Source organism: Psychrobacter sp. AOP30-A2-5 (assembly GCF_052378115.1).
GTDB lineage: Bacteria > Pseudomonadota > Gammaproteobacteria > Pseudomonadales > Moraxellaceae > Psychrobacter.
Map to the genome: position 1 here is coordinate 110,910 of NZ_JBQSXK010000004.1, position 17,223 is coordinate 128,132.

General features: G+C 43.4%; 15 protein-coding genes. 5 read left to right on the forward strand and 10 right to left on the reverse strand.

Annotation, left to right across the window (positions count from 1 at the left end; all coding sequences use genetic code 11):
• Positions 1–98 precede the first annotated feature (98 nt).
• Positions 99–1,055, reverse strand: coding sequence for a WG repeat-containing protein (locus tag ACT3S4_RS05020; protein WP_444760593.1), 957 nt, complete (start codon positions 1,053–1,055; stop codon positions 99–101).
• A 44-nt stretch (positions 1,056–1,099) separates the two neighbouring features.
• Entirely contained in the window at positions 1,100–3,292 is a 2,193-nt protein-coding gene (locus ACT3S4_RS05025) for an ATP-dependent helicase (RefSeq protein ID WP_444760594.1), read from the reverse strand.
• Positions 3,293–3,654: 362 nt separating this feature from the next.
• Here ACT3S4_RS05025 and ychF point away from each other — a divergent pair, with 362 nt between their 5' ends.
• The 4 genes from ychF to ACT3S4_RS05045 all read left to right on the forward strand — a co-directional run bounded on the left by ychF (position 3,655) and on the right by ACT3S4_RS05045 (position 7,719).
• The gene (gene ychF, locus ACT3S4_RS05030) at positions 3,655–4,746 is read left to right on the forward strand and encodes a redox-regulated ATPase YchF (RefSeq protein WP_404642229.1); all 1,092 of its coding nucleotides are present in this window, start codon (positions 3,655–3,657) and stop codon (positions 4,744–4,746) included.
• 128 nt (positions 4,747–4,874) lie between these two features.
• Positions 4,875–5,432 (forward strand): hypothetical protein, encoded by a 558-nt coding sequence (locus ACT3S4_RS05035; RefSeq protein WP_444760595.1) that lies wholly within the window; start codon positions 4,875–4,877, stop codon positions 5,430–5,432.
• A gap of 80 nt (positions 5,433–5,512) precedes the next feature.
• On the forward strand, positions 5,513–6,934 hold the full coding sequence (locus ACT3S4_RS05040) for a deoxyguanosinetriphosphate triphosphohydrolase (protein ID WP_444760596.1): 1,422 nt from the start codon (positions 5,513–5,515) through the stop codon (positions 6,932–6,934).
• 104 nt (positions 6,935–7,038) lie between these two features.
• A complete protein-coding gene (locus ACT3S4_RS05045) occupies positions 7,039–7,719 on the forward strand; it encodes a TetR family transcriptional regulator (protein ID WP_045446867.1) in 681 nt (226 codons plus the stop codon).
• 60 nt (positions 7,720–7,779) lie between these two features.
• Here ACT3S4_RS05045 and gspK read toward each other — a convergent pair whose 3' ends face one another.
• The 8 genes from gspK to tsaA all read right to left on the reverse strand — a co-directional run bounded on the left by gspK (position 7,780) and on the right by tsaA (position 15,863).
• Entirely contained in the window at positions 7,780–8,832 is a 1,053-nt protein-coding gene (gene gspK, locus ACT3S4_RS05050; protein WP_444760597.1) for a type II secretion system minor pseudopilin GspK, read from the reverse strand.
• Positions 8,833–8,871: 39 nt separating this feature from the next.
• On the reverse strand, positions 8,872–9,738 hold the full coding sequence (gene gspJ / locus ACT3S4_RS05055) for a type II secretion system minor pseudopilin GspJ (RefSeq protein ID WP_444760598.1): 867 nt from the start codon (positions 9,736–9,738) through the stop codon (positions 8,872–8,874).
• The gene (gspI, locus tag ACT3S4_RS05060) at positions 9,735–10,229 is read right to left on the reverse strand and encodes a type II secretion system minor pseudopilin GspI (RefSeq protein WP_372815659.1); all 495 of its coding nucleotides are present in this window, start codon (positions 10,227–10,229) and stop codon (positions 9,735–9,737) included. Before gspI ends, gspJ begins: the two co-directional genes overlap by 4 nt.
• 3 nt (positions 10,230–10,232) lie before the next feature.
• Positions 10,233–11,060, reverse strand: a complete 828-nt coding sequence (locus ACT3S4_RS05065; protein ID WP_444760599.1) for a prepilin-type N-terminal cleavage/methylation domain-containing protein — start codon at positions 11,058–11,060, stop codon at positions 10,233–10,235.
• Positions 11,061–11,234: 174 nt separating this feature from the next.
• The gene (locus ACT3S4_RS05070; protein ID WP_045446854.1) at positions 11,235–11,918 is read right to left on the reverse strand and encodes a TetR/AcrR family transcriptional regulator; all 684 of its coding nucleotides are present in this window, start codon (positions 11,916–11,918) and stop codon (positions 11,235–11,237) included.
• A 233-nt stretch (positions 11,919–12,151) separates the two neighbouring features.
• Entirely contained in the window at positions 12,152–12,940 is a 789-nt protein-coding gene (locus tag ACT3S4_RS05075; RefSeq protein ID WP_444760600.1) for a TatD family hydrolase, read from the reverse strand.
• Between the two features lie 147 nt (positions 12,941–13,087).
• Entirely contained in the window at positions 13,088–14,875 is a 1,788-nt protein-coding gene (locus tag ACT3S4_RS05080; protein WP_444760601.1) for a GspE/PulE family protein, read from the reverse strand.
• A gap of 85 nt (positions 14,876–14,960) precedes the next feature.
• On the reverse strand, positions 14,961–15,863 hold the full coding sequence (gene tsaA / locus ACT3S4_RS05085) for a tRNA (N6-threonylcarbamoyladenosine(37)-N6)-methyltransferase TrmO (protein ID WP_444760602.1): 903 nt from the start codon (positions 15,861–15,863) through the stop codon (positions 14,961–14,963).
• 509 nt (positions 15,864–16,372) lie between these two features.
• On the opposite strand from tsaA, the gene ACT3S4_RS05090 reads away from it, so the two are divergent.
• Positions 16,373–17,146, forward strand: coding sequence for a ferredoxin--NADP reductase (locus ACT3S4_RS05090; RefSeq protein WP_045452050.1), 774 nt, complete (start codon positions 16,373–16,375; stop codon positions 17,144–17,146).
• The last annotated feature ends 77 nt before the right edge of the window (positions 17,147–17,223 follow it).

The following is a 17,223-nucleotide window of genomic DNA, read 5'->3' on the forward strand; positions in this document are numbered from 1 at the left end:
ACTCAGTTCATAGCGACTATCATAATTATCTTAAGAAAAATCCGTCTTTTATCAAAGCACGGATTTTTCTGTTCTTAACTATACTTAAACTTAAAGAATCACCATTCACTACAAGCCACTATTTTACCTAGCTTATTAATACAGACAGACGTACCATCACTTTTCTCTTCTATCTGCGCTGTACCATTATTAAAATTGAAATACCTTGCACCAAAAGAAGTAACGCTCATCCTCTGTACTTTATCGTCCGAGAACTTGAAAGGAATGACAGTTCTATTGGCACCATCTATGAAGCCCCAACGATTACCTTTACGCACGCCAGCGAGCTGCTCACTAAAAGGTCTTATTTCATCGTAAATGAAAGGGACAGCAACAGCTCCCGTCTTGGTAACAAATCCCCATTTATCATCTTTAATTACACCGAGCAGACCTTCATTAAAACCATAGTGCCCACCCAAATGACCATCCAGACCGTCGTATTGCGGGGCAACAACTTCTTTACCGTTAGTGTCTATAAGACCCCATAACTCCGTATTAAAGTCATAAACAGGAGCCCTATCATTGCTAAAAGAATCCATCATGGCGTAGTTATTTTCAAAACTGAGAATAACTTTATTGTTAGTATCGATGACACCATATGCACCATCTTTTACAACGACAATTTTACCTTGATAAACAGGGTTTGCCCAAACCTCATTATATTTATCATTAGGATCTATTAATTTGTCGTAAATAGTAGGTACGACCAGTTTACCTTGTTCGTTGATATAGCCGACTTGATCGTTTTTTAAAACAGGAAAAAATCCATCGCTGTACAACCACGCCTCAACTTTATCAAAATCTTTGAGACTAGCTGTTACTTTACCTTTTATATTGAGTAACGCTTGTGGACGATAATCGTCATCATAAGCAACAAATAGATGCTTATTATCAGTACATTGAATATTTCTATAGTGACTCTTCGGCGGCATACAATCCTCAGCAGCTAAAGCAGGCAAACTACTTATTGAAGAAATAATTGGGACTAATAAAGCTTTAGCTATTTGCTTATACAAAACCTAATACCTCGAAATATTATTACTGCGAATTCGATAAAGCACTACCACCACACTGGATCATCACTCTCATCTATAGGCCGTTTATTGGTTTCGACCGTTACCTTATCTGCTGCTAGCTCCGCGATAAACCGCGATGGCTTGTCAAAATACCCTGAATAACTGGCAAAGTAATCAGGTGCCGTTAGATACAGTCTGCTCTTGGCGCGACTACAAGCAACATAGAATAATTTTCGTTCTTCTTCTAGCTCTTCAAAGTCATCCAAAGAGCGATAGTGCGGCGTGATACCATCAACCAATGAATTAACGAAGACCACTGGCCACTCTAACCCTTTGGCACTATGAATGGTTGAGATAGTAACTTTGTCTGTATGGTTTGCTTCAGGCTCACTGGCAGTAGCCACTGAATCGTTAGGTGGATCAAGCGCAAGGTTTTCTAAAAAGTTATCAAGGCTACTATGCTCAGTGGCTAAGTTTTTGAGTACACGAAAGTCCTCGCTGCGCTCTCGCCAATTCTCTTCGATCGTTTTTAGGACAGGTATATAAAACTCTAAAATATGCTCAATGACGGTATCGACTGACTCAGCCTGATTTGCCTTAGTAAGCGTATTATACAAAGGCTCAAGCTGTTCGCTTTTTTTAGCAAACTTTGCCGTGAGTAATGGCTCAAAGGAATTGTTATCGGCATTAATCGCTTGAGTCAAACGCGTGGCGGTGACTGTTCCCACTCCTTGGAATAAGGTCAAAATACGATGCCAAGCAATCGTATCATTCGGGTTATAGAGGACTTTAACAAAGGCCAAAACGTCTTTGACATGTCGCCTTTCAACGAACTTAATACCACCCACCACGATAAATGGAATATGACGCTCCATAAACTCTAATTGGACATAGTTAGACTGAAAGGATGTGCGACACAGTACCGCAAAATCATCGTAATCATGATCCGACTTTAGCTCGATGATTTTATCGGCGATATATTTTGCTTCTTTTGTCTCATTGGTTAGGCAGCTAAATATTGGCTTATGCCCACTTATCAATGCGCCAGAGTACAGTTGCTTTTGATAGCCTAGCGTTATTTGCGCGGATAAGGCATTGATATAATCCAAAACAGCGGGCGTACTGCGATAGTTTTGCTCAAGCTTAATGAGCTTGGCATCAGGATAGGTCTCACCGAATAACAGAATATTTTCGTAGTTGGCACCGCGAAAAGCATAGATACTTTGATTGTCATCACCAACGACCATCAGCGATACCGACTCAGGTGCACCAATCAAATCTATCAGCTGCTTTTGCGGAATATTGGTGTCTTGATATTCATCAACCATAATGTAGCGATACTGGTTTTGCAGCATTTGGCGAAAGGTATCATTCGTCTTTAAATGGCGCACGACCTGACTGATAATATCGTCAAAGTCGTAGAGATGATTGGCACGCTTATACTCATGAAAATCGACCGCCAATTGTTCGATAATCGGAATATGCACAGCGATATCAGGATAACTGCTTTCGATTAAATCGCGGATATGAATGCGTCTATTCCGAGAGCTAGAAATGATATTTTGCAATGTCTTCTTACGCGGAAAGGCTTGGCTCTTATTTTGCGCGGGATACTTTTTTTCTTTGTGAATTAAGTCGATGGCATCTTCGCTATCGCCCGTGTCTAAAATCGTAAATCGCGGATTAATGCCCAATAAACCTGAATATTGACGCAGCAGCATATTGCAGAATGAGTGAAAAGTACCACTGGTGATATCGTTGAGCCGTTTATCAGTTGGCAGCTTATCCTTTACCAAGTCTTCATCAGACTGTTTATCAAATAAGGTATTCGCAAGTAAGGTTTTGGCGCGGCTTTTGATTTCATTCGCTGCTTTACGCGTAAAAGTCAGTAGCAAGATGCTTTTGGGCGTGACCCCGTTCTCTAATAAATAACTGGTACGGTACGTGAGCGTTTTAGTCTTGCCAGAGCCTGCACCAGCAATGACTAGCACCTTGCCTTCTATAGTTGTGGCTGCTAATAATTGGTCAGGATTTAACTCACGGGCATAGTCTATTTTTAACCCTAATTCACCATTCAGCCTTTCAGTTAACAGCTCAATATTTACAGCATTATTAGCATCGATTAAATTTGCCTCTAGCTTTTTAATTGCCTGCTCAAGTCGTGCCAGCTTAGGCTTAATCTCGATGAAGTTTTGCGGATAATTGTAGTGGCGCGTATCAAAAATCGTGTTGGTCATTATAGGATTTTGCCTTTCATTTTATTTTAGCGGCCTTTATCGATACGGCGCATTTATACATAGTGTTTTGCAGATTTGGCTGAGAAATTTTCGTGTTCATAATGAAGATTACTCGTACAGTGTAACGAGTCGTAGGCGCTTACCTGTCATACGCCTACAAGCCAAACTATCGTTTTATAGCACAGCTTACCATAATCGATAAAACAGCAAAATTACCAGTCATGACCAAACGCAAAATCTCAGTATACAACACAACAACCTCACCCCTATTCAGGTAAATTTGCTACAATGTGCCCAATTTTGATTTATCATTTAACCAATCTTTATACCAACTGATTTTATTACTATATTGAGAGAATGTTATGGGTTTTAATTGCGGCATCGTCGGCCTACCAAACGTGGGTAAATCCACCTTGTTTAATGCGTTGACCAAAGCGGGTATCGCCGCTGAAAACTTTCCATTTTGTACCAAAGATCCCAACACAGGTATCGTACCAGTACCTGACCCACGCCTAAAGAAACTGGCTGATATCGTTAAGCCTGAGCGCGTATTGCCAACGACGATGGAGTTTGTGGATATCGCAGGTCTAGTCGCTGGTGCTTCGAAAGGCGAAGGCATGGGCAACCAATTCTTAGCCAACATTCGTGAGACTGATGCGATTGCGCATGTCGTACGCTGTTTTGATGATGACAACGTCGTCCACGTTGATGGTCGCGTCAGCCCTATTGATGATATCGAAACCATTAATACTGAATTGGCATTGGCAGATTTAGAGGCCGTTGAGCGTGCCATTCACAATCAAACCAAGAAGGCTAAAGGTGGCGACAAAGACGCGCAAGCATTGCTTGATATCTTCAAAAAAGTTGAGCCTTTATTAGCAGAAGGTAAAGCGGCACGCGCAGCGAACCTAGATGCTGATGAGAAAAAGCTCATCAGAAGTTATGGTTTAATCACCCTAAAACCAACCATGTATATCGCTAACGTCAGTGAAGATGGCTTTGAAAACAACCCTTACCTTGATGCGGTACGCAACTATGCGACTGGCGAAGATTCTATCGTTATCGCTCTATGCAACCAAATCGAATCTGAAATCGCTCAGCTTGATGAAGACGACAAAAAAGACTTCTTAGCTGAGATGGATATGCTCGAGGCCGGTCTTGATCAAGTCATTCGCGGTGGTTATGATTTGCTAGATATGCAGACTTACTTTACTGCTGGTGTTAAAGAAGTGCGCGCTTGGACGGTTGCAGTTGGCGCAACGGCTCCGCAAGCAGCTGGCGTGATTCATACCGATTTTGAGCGCGGTTTCATTCGTGCCGAAGTCATTGCGTATGATGATTTTATCGAATACAACGGTGAAAAAGGCGCAGCTGCAGCTGGCAAATCACGTTTAGAAGGCAAAACCTATATCGTACAAGATGGCGATATCATGCACTTTAGATTTAACGTGTAACGTTAAGCGGTACATCCTGTCTGATAGTTAATAAGCCGATGTTGGAAATTCTCCCTCATCGGCTTTATTTTATCTTAACATTGTTATATTATAACATATCTTTATTTTACTATGTGAGGACTTATACTGTGACTGACTATTTCTCTGTTTCTAGATTTGCCAGTGTTGCGCTTGTAGGAAGTATCATGACAGGCTCTCTATTGGGCTGTCAGCCTAATACAGAAAGTGATACGGTAGCATCTGAAGAAGTAACGCCCGTAGACGATCACGCTGAACATGCTCATGAAGAGCACGAAGCTATGGAACAAGGTCATGAAGGACACAATCATGAAAGTCATAGCCACGAAGAAAGCGCGCACGCAAGCCACGATCATGCAGAACATGCCAGCAACAGCACACCATTCTCTTGTGAGCCTACTGCTACTATCGGCGTGTCCTACCATGATGATGCTCCATTGCAGACAGTGCACCTACTCATCGATGGTATCGAATACGATTTGACCGCTACCTCTGATAGCGACGCCAGTACTGAAAAAACCATTTATACTAGTGATATCGGATTAGATAATACCCATGGCATTATATGGCAAGTAAATGGTGACAAAGCAACCTTGCTCAATAAAACATTGGACAGCAATGTTGCTATTGAAAAAGAAGAAGTGCTTTTTAACTGCCAAAAATCTTAATGTAGTTCTCTGACTATATATCTGTACCAAGGGCGCTATTTTGCTATGCTAGAGGCTCCCTTGGTTTCGGATGTTGCAATATGCTAAGTACACCAACCTCTTTGCCGTCTCCTACCACACAATGGTCTCATCTTCTCAACTCACAGCGTCTTGGTGCTGCCAAAAAGTTTAACGCCAATACCAGTACTCGCTCTCAGTTTCACAAAGACTACGACAGACTGGTATTTTCTCACTCCTTTCGGCAGTTGAATCAAAAAACCCAAGTCCATCCATTAACCAATCAACTCGGTATCCATACACGTCTAACTCATTCGCTTGAGGTCTCCTCTATTGGACGCTCTTTAGCAATGATGGCAGCAGAAAAGCTCCATGATAAATTAGGCAATGGTTTACCAGCAGGCGTATCGCCAGCCGATGTCGGTGTCATTGTACAAGCAGCATGCCTCGCTCACGATATTGGCAACCCGCCTTTTGGTCATGCGGGAGAGTATGCCATTCGAGATTGGTTTAGGCAGCCTGACCCTCAAGCGATATTACAAAAGTTAAGTAGCAACGAGCGCTTGGACTTGCTGGCCTACGAAGGTAATGCACAAGGGTTTCGACTGTTGGCACGTAATGAACACCATCCCGATAAAGGTGGTATGCGTCTCACTTGTGCAACGCTAGGCGCTTTTATGAAGTATCCTTGGCTTGCCTCTCACAGCAACGATGTCAATGATAAACACCACCATCAAAATGTACAAAAATTTGGCTGCTTTTATAGTGAGTCAGCACAATTAGAAGAGTTGGCAGCCTGTTTGCATTTACCACGTTCAACACAGCACGACGGTTTTGCGCGTCATCCGCTGGCTTATTTACTAGAAGCGGCAGACGATATTTGCTATGCCTTGATCGATTTAGAAGATGGTATCAATCTCAATATGCTGACCTATAATGAGGTTGCAGCCATATTTTATGAGCTGATTGGTGAGCGCCCTAACAGTATTAATCTGCCCGTACACATGTCTGTCAGGCAGAGCTTAGCGTCATTGCGAGCCCGTGCGATGATGCGCTTGGTCAATACCGTGACCGATGCTTTTGTCGCCAACAGTGATGCATTACTGGCTGGTACATTGCAAGGCAGTTTATTTGACCACTGTGATATCAGTGTGCAAAGTGGCATCTTGCAGGCCAAGCAGTTGGCACGTGAGAAAATATTCAATCACCCAAGTAAAGTACGTATGGAATTGATGGCCAATCAATGCCTGCATCGTTTATTAGATGCTTTTATGCCATTGGCTTGGACAAGTAGTAGAGCAACATCTGATCCTGAATCCATCTCCTTTGAGCAGCAGCGCCTACTAATGTTGTTACAGCCACATCTCGATGAGCATCGGCGGCTATTATCAGATAATGTCTATCACAATATCTTAAATATATTGGACTTTATCACTGGGATGAATGATCATGAGGCGTATCGATTGGCACAAGAGTTACAAGGCCATTGGGGTACAATGGTTTAACAAACCTATGCAGGTCTAGTAAATTAACACAAGTTGCGTATTTCAGTCGTATTTTTACGCTGAAATGAGTATGATAAACCCTTATCGGACAATTTTGAAATATTATGAGCAGTCGCGAACAAAAGAAACTTCAAACTCGGCACGCCTTTTTTAACGCCGTGCTTGATTTATGTATGACAGGGCAGTCTTTTAGCTCAATTAGCCTCCGGCAAGTAACGCGTGAGGTTGGTGTGGTGCCGACCGCATTTTATCGGCATTTTGATGACATGGAATCGCTTGGTCGAGCATTGGTGGTGGAAGAGCTAGGCGGTACGCTGGCAATCCTAAGCGATAGCTTACAGATTGGGCGTAAACGTAGCTTTGATCGCCAAATTGCTAAGAGCATTCAGCTGTTCTTGTATATGGTCAGTGATCAGCCTTATTACTGGCAATTTTTAGTCAGTGAGCGCTACGGTGGCTCAGAAGCGGTTCGAAAAGCCATTAATGAACTTGTCAAAAAACATGCTCAAAGCTTGGCTGATGATTTAGCGCTACAGCCTGCTTTTACTCATATCAATGCCTATGACCGTCGCCTACTGGCTGAAGCTGGGGTAAATATGTTCTTTTCTTGGATTATCGATTGGTTGGAGCTGACTTATACTGAAGACCATGATGATGAAATCGATTTGAATGAGATTGAAGAAAATAAACAGCTGATGCTCCATAATTGCACTCGCCAAGCACAGATGCTGTTTTATGGGGCTTATAACTGGAAATCTACGGAAGAGACGCACTTAGGAGATTAGGTGACGTCAGCTATTCTACTACCTCGGTATTAAGCAAGACTCTTTTTAGGTGGCTCAACGTTAGAAACTGGGTCTAAATGCCCATAAACGCTGTGTCACCACTTTAATTTCTTTGGCTTTTTTATTATTGCCATTATTATTGTTAGGCGTGCTGTTATTCGCATTACTCCCTGCTGCCGCGCTAGCGTCAGTCGCAACCTTGCTAATCAATACGGTTGCAAACCGTTGTCTTTGTTGACCAAGGCTTGCACTATCCGTTGCGGTAATAAGCGCCATAAAGGCTTGGCTATCGACTGCGAGCAGTGGTTTTAACGCCTTTCGCTGATCATCATTTAAAACGCTCAACATCGGCAATTTCCATACATCATCGATAGAGGCTAACGCCTGCTTTGCCCGCATATCGACCAATCCCTGCATCTGTTGGCTGGTTGCGCCATCTATCAGTGCAGCCAGCAAAACTGGACTGGCAGTATTGACATTAATAGGCACATAATAAGGAACCGCCGTAATATAAGGACGTAGTGCCGCTAGTACTTCAGCATTTACCCCTCGAATCTCTTGCAACTGATCGACACTGACCAATGCTTGATTGGGCAAAGTCTTACTCGCTGAGCCACTTGATTGCTGAGAATAAACCACATTCTCATCACCACCATCTTGATAAACGTCGCTATCCGTATCTTGATAATCAAGAACAGCAATGGCAATATCAGGTTCCAGATTTAATTGTGTCAACAGTCTTTGAAATATGGCTAAGGCGGCGCTATCAACCGCGCCATTCTGATATAAATTATTAATATTAAAACGACTGGCTTCATCACGCAATTCGATACTGATGCTATGATTGGCTAAAAGATAAGGCGGTAATGGCTGCGCCCAAATATCTTGCTCACTATCTGTGTCATTCAGCTTATCGTCAGCACGAATCATCGTGATGGCCAATTGCTGACCAGCATTGATATCTTGTGACAGCTGATTTTGATCAAACAATAAACCGCTACGCCTAATAGCAATCTTTTGACTGGCAAGCATCGCCCCCGCCACCACGGTAATGCTGACCACCAATAGTAAGATAGTGAGCAGCGCTACTCCGCGCTGAGAGTGCGTTGTCATTGACTTAAGCCGCCTTTATTATTGACCCAATGGTACATTTTAAATATTACTTCCTGCATTGTTATTTAAATTGTTATTTACATTGCTATTTGGATTGTCATTATTAGTGTTATCACTACTATCGTTATTGCTACCATTGCCATTATTAGCAGCATTGTTATTGCTTTTATTGGTATTGTTAATTGGCATTGGTTGGGGAGCAAGCGCCCACTGCCAAGTGATGGGCATATCCTGATAAGTAAAATTGACAGCGATGCCTTTGGGCAATAAAACCACTGCCGGCTTGACGTTTATGGCATTGGCCGTCTGCCCAGAGGTTGTATTTGTACTGCTATTGCCGTTATTACTGCTGTCTTTATTGGGAAATTTGGTGCTCAGTTCAGGTAAATATGCTTGCCAACGCCCTGCGGTGACGCCTTCTAGCAATACACTGTCTAGGCTGATGCTATCGCGCCCACCATCGATGCTGGTATATTGGCGGCGAATTAAACGCTCATCTGCAAAAATGTATTCGATATGCTGGACACTCATGCTACTTTGATAACGTGGATCGGGGTCGGCAAAACGAACAAAGCTGACATGCTCACCATCCAAGCTCATAAAAGGCCCAGGTACTGTTTCATTGGCTTGGGCGCTATTGTTTGTGCTATCACTGGCATTTGTACTGTTATTTGTCACACTGATATTTTGAGTATTTGGTATTTGATAAGGGATAATTTGACCCATATCTTGCTGTAGCTGCAAATAAGCATATTGCAAAACAGCTAAGTTATCAGCATGAAATTGTGCACGTTCTCGGGCGCGGTTGACGCTATCAAACACCTGCCAGCCAGCCACCGCCAACATCGCAAATATTGCCATGGCAACCATCAATTCAAGTAGCGTAAATCCACGCTGCGACTTCACGGATTGCCTCCAGACTGCCCTGCAATATCAGCGCCCAAACTGCTTAAGTCCAAACTACCAATGTCTTGCTCCGCATTGCTCAACATTACGTTGATATCCGTCACGGCTGTGCGCGTCTGTCCATCTATAATGGGTGCGACAGCGATATTCACCTCTTTTAAAGCAGGCGTAATGGCATCATTGACCGTCATCACTACTTGCCAATCACGCCCTTGAGCATTGATTGTTTGTGTGCGATTGGCCGTCAGCCATGTCTCTTGGATACGCAAATCAGCGGCCGCGTTCTGTGCGACAAAATGTGCCAATGTACGTGTGCGTAAGACATCCACTGAGCTGAGATAGGCACTACTGGCACGGCTAGCAGCCACCGCAACAACTGCTAAAATTGCTAACGCTACCATTACCTCAATCAGAGTAAAGCCGCTTTCATGCTTTGATAGCATTGGCTTTTTGTTTATATCAGCAGATATAATGCCATCCTTATCTATCATCAGTTACAGTCCTTGTCCGATCGTCATACTACCATCAGGCATAATGGTAATGACCTCGCCCACCAGACGCGAATTGTGCAGCACCTCAATGGTGACAGGCGTTGCTTGCCCTGTACCAAACCATAATATCTGTGGGACTGCTTGATCGGCAAACCAAGGCTGCAATGTTTGCCCCTGTTCAGGCATTGATAGATTGCCAGCCTCCAAGCTTTGCACCCTTAAACTAACCCCAGCAGGTAACTCAGGCAAACTGACTTCTGGCTCAATCTCCCAGCCAGGCACTGGCTGTTGCTTTCCCATCGCCCCCGACCTACTTGTCAGGTCAGCAGACAATTCCATCGAATTTTTAGGCGTGCTGTCCATGCTATTTGACGGGGCATCATTGGTCTGATAGGCAATATAAGGATTTGATAAAGTAACAATCACAGGAGCTACTTGACCTTGTTTATCTGCTTGCAAGCTCAAACCCATCGGCTGCATACGCTCAGCAGACAACAACCGTACATAGCTCAGCGAATCCGTTAAATGCTCATAAAACGCACGGTTTTTACGCGATTCACTACTGCCCACCGACAAGCTCATCATGCCAGCAAAGATAGATAGAATAACGACCACCACTACAATTTCGACAAGGGTAAAGCCCTGCTGTGCCTGAGCAAGGCTTGAGGATTTATAAGGGGAAACGTAAGCGTTTTGTACTGGAAAGGATTTATGCTGATAAACAAGAGATAAGAGATATCTATCCGTGTTTTTATACTGCAAATATTGATTACTTAAGTGTGAATAGCAAGTGACCGCTGAGCTGGACGGAGTCTTGGCAGTGACCGGCATATTGCACCTATAAACCTATAAGTAGGTTGTGGTATGAAGAATAAAACTATGATTGGGCGCTAAAGCTGGTAAGCATATACCCATTTTTAGCATGGATACACCGTGCTGCGATAACGAATATAGCAACACGAATTTAAAAAATTGGGTTAAAAGACCATAAGTTAAACAAAGATATTAATAACTGGTATTACGGTGCTCTTCTGACTCAGTATCGATTTGCTCGACCAACTCCTGCATATCTTCATCCATCACCTCATCGTCAGCCGCAGGATAATGGCTCGGCAACTCAAGCATTTGCTGAACGAAGGCATAACGTAGGGTATCACGGCGACCCAAATACCGCTGGTAAAAGCTTGAATTTAATAGTCCAGCACCGCCCTGACCCATCGCCCAAATCGAGGACAAATAGTCGCGCGTGCTCAAACTACTGTGCTGCTCTTGTAAATACGCACTGATAATGTCAATCAAGCGTTTCATACGCTGACGGCGAATATCATATAGCTCACCAAATAAACGATTAAGACCCGTCACTGATGCCGCCAAACGCTCTTCGATTTGATTGAGCAACATAGCTTTTTGTGGATTAAATAACTGCTGAAAGATCATACGAGCAACGCCTGCTGATGGACAATCATCAATACGATTAATCTCAAACAGTTGTTCTTCATAGCGGATAATAATACGCAAATAGAGTTCATCTTTACTAGAGAAATGCTTATACAGTGTACCTTTAGCCAGATCCAGCTGGTCTGCCAAACTGTCTAAAGTAATATCACCATCGCCCGACTCAAGTAGCAGTTGCTCTGCCATCGCTAAGATATTCTCTTCTCGTGCCTTGAACTGATGCTGACGACTCATAATCTCTCCTAAAACCTGACAAGATTAAGCATATGACCATCGTGTGGATGAATGCATCGGCGACAAGCGTATAACGTCATACAAAGTCTGCTCGAAAACCACCAAAGGAGATATGCTTATGTTTGCTGAATAGTCATTGATAATCATAGGCTTACGCTCCACATCATAAGTGCAAATAACGTAAAGCAACAGGACTGTATCATAAATGACTGAGTGGTCATAGCATAACCATTTTAGTAATACTGTGCCAGTAAATTCTCAAAGTTTTTTGCAGTTAATGCCCCAACGTCATCGCTACTACAGCCATACATTTCTGCCAGACAACTGGCGACATACGGTACGTAGGCAGGCTCATTCGGTCTACCACGCTTGGGCACCGGTGCTAGATAAGGGCTATCGGTTTCGATAAGCAGTCTATCTCTAGGCATGTTTTTTGCTGCATCTTGAATCATTTGAGCACTCTTAAAGCTAACAATGCCCGAAAATGAAATATAAAACCCTAAGTCAAGTGCACGTTTGGCCGTCTCCCAATCTTCGGTAAAACAATGAATAATGCCATGTTCAGCGCCTTCTGATTTTAGTATATCAATCGTATCTTCTTTGGCATCACGCATATGAATGACGAGTGGTTTCTTCAGGCTTTGACTGGCATGAATATGGCGAGCAAGACTGGCTTGCTGCTCTTTTTTGTTTTCCGTTGACCAGTAATAATCTAATCCTGTCTCCCCAATCGCCCATACATGGTCAGCATCAGCCGTTTCGATCAAACGCTCAACTGTCGCTGATTGCAAGACACTGATATCTTCACAAGGATGAATACCGATGCTCATGCCAAGATTTAGCGCCTCATCGCTATAGGTGCTGACAATATGAGCAATCTCATCATATTCGGCAAAATCACACATAATCGCCATTGCCCGAGTGACATTGGCAGCTTTCATCGCGTCAATCGCGCCAGACAATTTACCATCATACTTGGTTAAATCTAAGCGATTAAGATGGCAATGGCTATCAGTAAACATAAGTAATCTCGTTAATAAAAATGAATAAAATGTGTTAGAACAATAACTTATAACATAAAATTAGTAGTCGCAAGAGCATTAATTGCTCTGATAAGTGCGCTTTTCAAGTCATGATTAGCAAACTTATTTTTAGTACAAAGGCAGCTTTTAATGAAGCGGCACCACTCGCATTACTTCTTCTATAGTCGTCACCCCTTCACTAATACGCTTTGCGCCCGATAATCGCAGCGGCTGCACACCTTCGCGATACGCTTGCTGCTTAAGCACATCTAAATTGGCATCGGCGGCGACCAGTTTTTTTAGCTCATTTGACAACGGCATGATCTCGTACAGACCAACGCGACCTTGATAGCCCGTATGGCGACAATGCTCGCAGCCTTGCGCCGTATAAATTTGCGCTGGAGCGGGCGCACGCCAAGGCTGAACCAATTCCTGCCACTGCACAGCAATTTCACTGTTTGGGATCACGTCTAGGGCTTTTTTGCAATGCGGACATAACGTTCGTAGCAAACGCTGCGCCATGACGCCTAATATCGTCGCTGAGGTTAAAAACGGCTGAATGCCTAAATCATGCAAGCGAGTAAGTGAGCTTGGTGCATCATTGGTATGCAACGTCGAGAGTACCAAATGTCCAGTGAGTGATGCTTGTACTGCCATATTGGCGGTTTCGGCATCGCGAATCTCACCAACCATAATGATATCTGGGTCTTGGCGCATCAAAGAGCGAATACCATCTGCAAAGTGCAAATCAACCCCTGGATTAACCTGCATTTGGTTAAAAGCAGGTTCAATCATCTCGATGGGATCTTCAATCGTACAGACATTAACTTGTTCTGTGGCGAGCTGCTTAAGCGTACTGTACAACGTCGTAGTCTTACCAGAACCAGTCGGACCCGTAACCAAGATAATGCCATTTGGATGCGCTGTCAGCTCATGCCAAGTATCGAGCTGCTTACCTGACAAACCAAGCTGAGCAAACGAGCGCACCAGCACTTCAGGATCAAATACCCGCATCACCAGCTTTTCGCCAAAGGCCGTCGGCATCGTCGATAAGCGCAGCTCAGTTTCCAGACCCTTTGGCGTACGGGTTTTCAACCTGCCATCTTGTGGTTTGCGTTTTTCTGCCACATTCAGTCGTCCTAATATTTTAATCCGCGCCGTCACCGCGACAATGATTGCCAAAGGCATCTCATAGACGGTATGTAGCACGCCATCGATACGAAAACGGACTTTACCCGTCTCACGGCGAGGCTCTAAATGGATATCACTGGCTCGCTGCTCAAAAGCATATTGCAACAACCAATCGACAACTCTGACAATATGTTGATCGTTGGCATCGGGGTTGGTATTGTCGCCCAGTTGCAGTAATGCCTCAACATTGGTGACATCAGCCGCCGCCCGCTTATGGACACTATTTGCTCCTGCAATCGCTTGGGTGACTTGGTAAAACTCTTGACGGTAGCGATTGATTTGCTCAGGATTGATATAAACCGTACGATAGCTTTTAGACTTGATTAATTTTTCGATACTTGTCTGCCACTCAGTACAAAACGGCTGGTCTGTACCGATGACGACTTCATCATTCGTCACTTCAATGGGCAAAATATGCTGTGAGCGGGCATATTCAAAGGACATCAGTTGAGTGACGGCTGGGACATCGACTTTTAACGGGTCAATACGGACAAGTGCCATGCCTGCTTTGGCAGCTAACCATTGATTCAACCATACCAAAGTCAATTTATGCTCAACATTTTTATCCAGTGCATGACCGTTTGGCAGACCAAATTCACTGATGGTCAGGAGTGGATGCTGCGCTTTATCACGGCGGCTCGTCATCACTAAATTGTAGCCACGCTGATCAATTACCTTATCTGCCAATAGTTCATCTAAGCACCAACGTAAATCAATCACGATTGAATATTTCTGAGCAGACATATTTTTCTTCTTTTATTATTGATGCTTTATTTATTGAGGAGTGATTTATGGATAATTCATGCGGCAGTAATGGCATTGCTGGGCATTATAAGCTCACTTTGACAACAGCCGTTATCTGCAATTGCCCTGATTCTATCAACTGGAAGCTCACATCAACAGACTTATAACGCATGACAAACGGCGTATTTATCTCCGCGCGACGATAGGCTGGACGCGGGTCTTGTGCAATTAACGCTTTAATAGTCTCGATATCAGCAATGAGCAACTGCTCTTGCATTTGTTGAATAAGCGTCGCTACACTATTATTTTTTGCATGAATAGCTTTCTTATTATTTTTATTCTCAGTCTCAGTCTCAGTCCCATTGTCATTGTCATTGTCATTGTCATTTTTATCGCATCGTCCAGCGTCAACCAACGTCATAAATTGCTCGTAAGCCGACTCCGTAATAATTATCTCTAATAAATCTGGCGCAGTTGGCGCAAACCCGCTTTTTGCATTGCTGAGCGCATCGCTATAAGCGACATAGGGCTTAATATCGATAATCGGCGTACCATCTATCATATCTGCACCGCTAATAATAAGTAACACGCGCCCTTCTACAACCTCGATACTTTCAAGCTTAACGACAGATAACCCAAGCGCTGAGGGTCGATACATACTGCGACTGGCGAACACCCCTATTTTTTGATTGCCACCGAGCCTTGGTGGTCGAACTTGCGCACGAAAGTCAGTGCCGCCTTTGCCAATATGGGTGTCTTTATTGGTATAGTTATGATGAAACTGCCAACTGATCCAGATATGGCTGAACGCGTCTAAACCGGCAAATGCTACTGGCGAGTCATAAGGCGCTATCATCTCAATGATACTGGTGAGCGCAACCAAATTCGGCTGGCGTGGCGCACCAAATTTCTGTGATAGCGGCGCACGATGGTAGCCAATCATTGGCGCATAGTGGTAACCCGCCAAAGAGATATTATCATCGGACATCATGTTTCTCCAAAAAACCGTTCAATAGTAAGCATCTGCTTTTATGAGTGCGTTTAGCGCATATTATCCAGTGATACAAAATTACTCACTAACGATATTCCATTTTATCATGCCGCATCGCCGCTGCTAGACGGATTTTTATTTTAAATTTTGGTATTATGAGCCATAAATTCGATGAGAGCCTTTATTTTTCAACCCTTATAAGCCATTTACAGCAACAGCCATTGTCGTGGTTTGACAGGTGACAGATTCAGTCGTATCTATCCTTAGACCTTATCAGTCCCTCTCCTGATTTCAAATGCTTAATAAGGTGTTAGAATATCGCCCCATCACATTGGTTAAAACATCGGCTATGCTACTTACTTTGCGTGACAGAAGTTTTAAACGATTGGCTGTTCCAATAGTGATTGAAAATTTACTACCCTTCTATACCCTTTTTCATTGAAAATTTTAATTTAACACTCATTTAAACTTAATAAAACCGATAGCAACTTATTAACGAGGACTTTATGTCAAAACTTCGCACCGAAACGGTCACAGAGGTTCATCACTGGAATGACGCTCTATTTAGCATCAAGACAACTCGCGACGATGGCCTGCGCTTTCGTAATGGCGAATTTGCGATGATCGGAATCGTTGTCGATGGCAGACCGCTATTGCGTGCTTATTCGATTGCTAGCCCGAACTACGAAGATCACTTAGAATTCTTTTCTATCAAGGTTCAAGATGGCCCATTAACCTCGCGCTTGCAGCATATCAAAGTCGGTGACGAGCTGTTGGTGAGCAAAAAACCAACGGGCACTTTGGTACTAGATGATTTACTGCCTGGCAAAAACCTTTATATGCTCTCTACAGGCACTGGACTGGCGCCATTTTTATCGTTGGCACGTGATCCTGAAGTCTATGAACGCTTTGAAAAAATCATCTTGGTACATGGTGTACGCCATGTCGATGATTTGGCGTATCGTGATATGTTTGAAAACGAATTACCTAACGACGAGATCTTTGGTGAATGGTACCGTGAAAAATTCATCTACTACCCAACAGTGACTCGTGAAGATTTCAAAAATCAAGGTCGCGTGACTGACTTAATGACCTCAGGAAAGCTCTTTGAAGACATTGGCTTACCACCGATGAATAAAGAAGACGACCGTGTCATGATCTGCGGTAGCATGCCATTTAATGCTGAAGTTTCAGCGATTTTGGATGATTTTGGTTTGACTGTTTCACCACGCATGGGTGTCCAAGCAGATTATGCCGTTGAACGTGCTTTTGTAGGCTAAACCAATTTAATTGAAAATTATATAAAATAATTCTTGACGGATAAAAATAGGCTGCTATAATACGCATCCTATACAGA

Bases quoted from the DNA above. Each gene is read 5' to 3' on its own strand.
- ACT3S4_RS05025 (WP_444760594.1), bottom strand. From the start codon at position 3,292: ATGACCAACACGATTTTTGATACGCGCCACTACAATTATCCGCAAAAC.
- ychF (WP_404642229.1), top strand. From the start codon at position 3,655: ATGGGTTTTAATTGCGGCATCGTCGGCCTACCAAACGTGGGTAAATCC.
- ACT3S4_RS05040 (WP_444760596.1), top strand. From the start codon at position 5,513: ATGCTAAGTACACCAACCTCTTTGCCGTCTCCTACCACACAATGGTCT.
- ACT3S4_RS05045 (WP_045446867.1), top strand. From the start codon at position 7,039: ATGAGCAGTCGCGAACAAAAGAAACTTCAAACTCGGCACGCCTTTTTT.
- gspK (WP_444760597.1), bottom strand. From the start codon at position 8,832: ATGACAACGCACTCTCAGCGCGGAGTAGCGCTGCTCACTATCTTACTA.
- gspI (WP_372815659.1), bottom strand. From the start codon at position 10,229: ATGATAGATAAGGATGGCATTATATCTGCTGATATAAACAAAAAGCCA.
- ACT3S4_RS05065 (WP_444760599.1), bottom strand. From the start codon at position 11,060: ATGCCGGTCACTGCCAAGACTCCGTCCAGCTCAGCGGTCACTTGCTAT.
- ACT3S4_RS05070 (WP_045446854.1), bottom strand. From the start codon at position 11,918: ATGAGTCGTCAGCATCAGTTCAAGGCACGAGAAGAGAATATCTTAGCG.
- ACT3S4_RS05075 (WP_444760600.1), bottom strand. From the start codon at position 12,940: ATGTTTACTGATAGCCATTGCCATCTTAATCGCTTAGATTTAACCAAG.
- ACT3S4_RS05080 (WP_444760601.1), bottom strand. From the start codon at position 14,875: ATGTCTGCTCAGAAATATTCAATCGTGATTGATTTACGTTGGTGCTTA.
- tsaA (WP_444760602.1), bottom strand. From the start codon at position 15,863: ATGTCCGATGATAATATCTCTTTGGCGGGTTACCACTATGCGCCAATG.
- ACT3S4_RS05090 (WP_045452050.1), top strand. From the start codon at position 16,373: ATGTCAAAACTTCGCACCGAAACGGTCACAGAGGTTCATCACTGGAAT.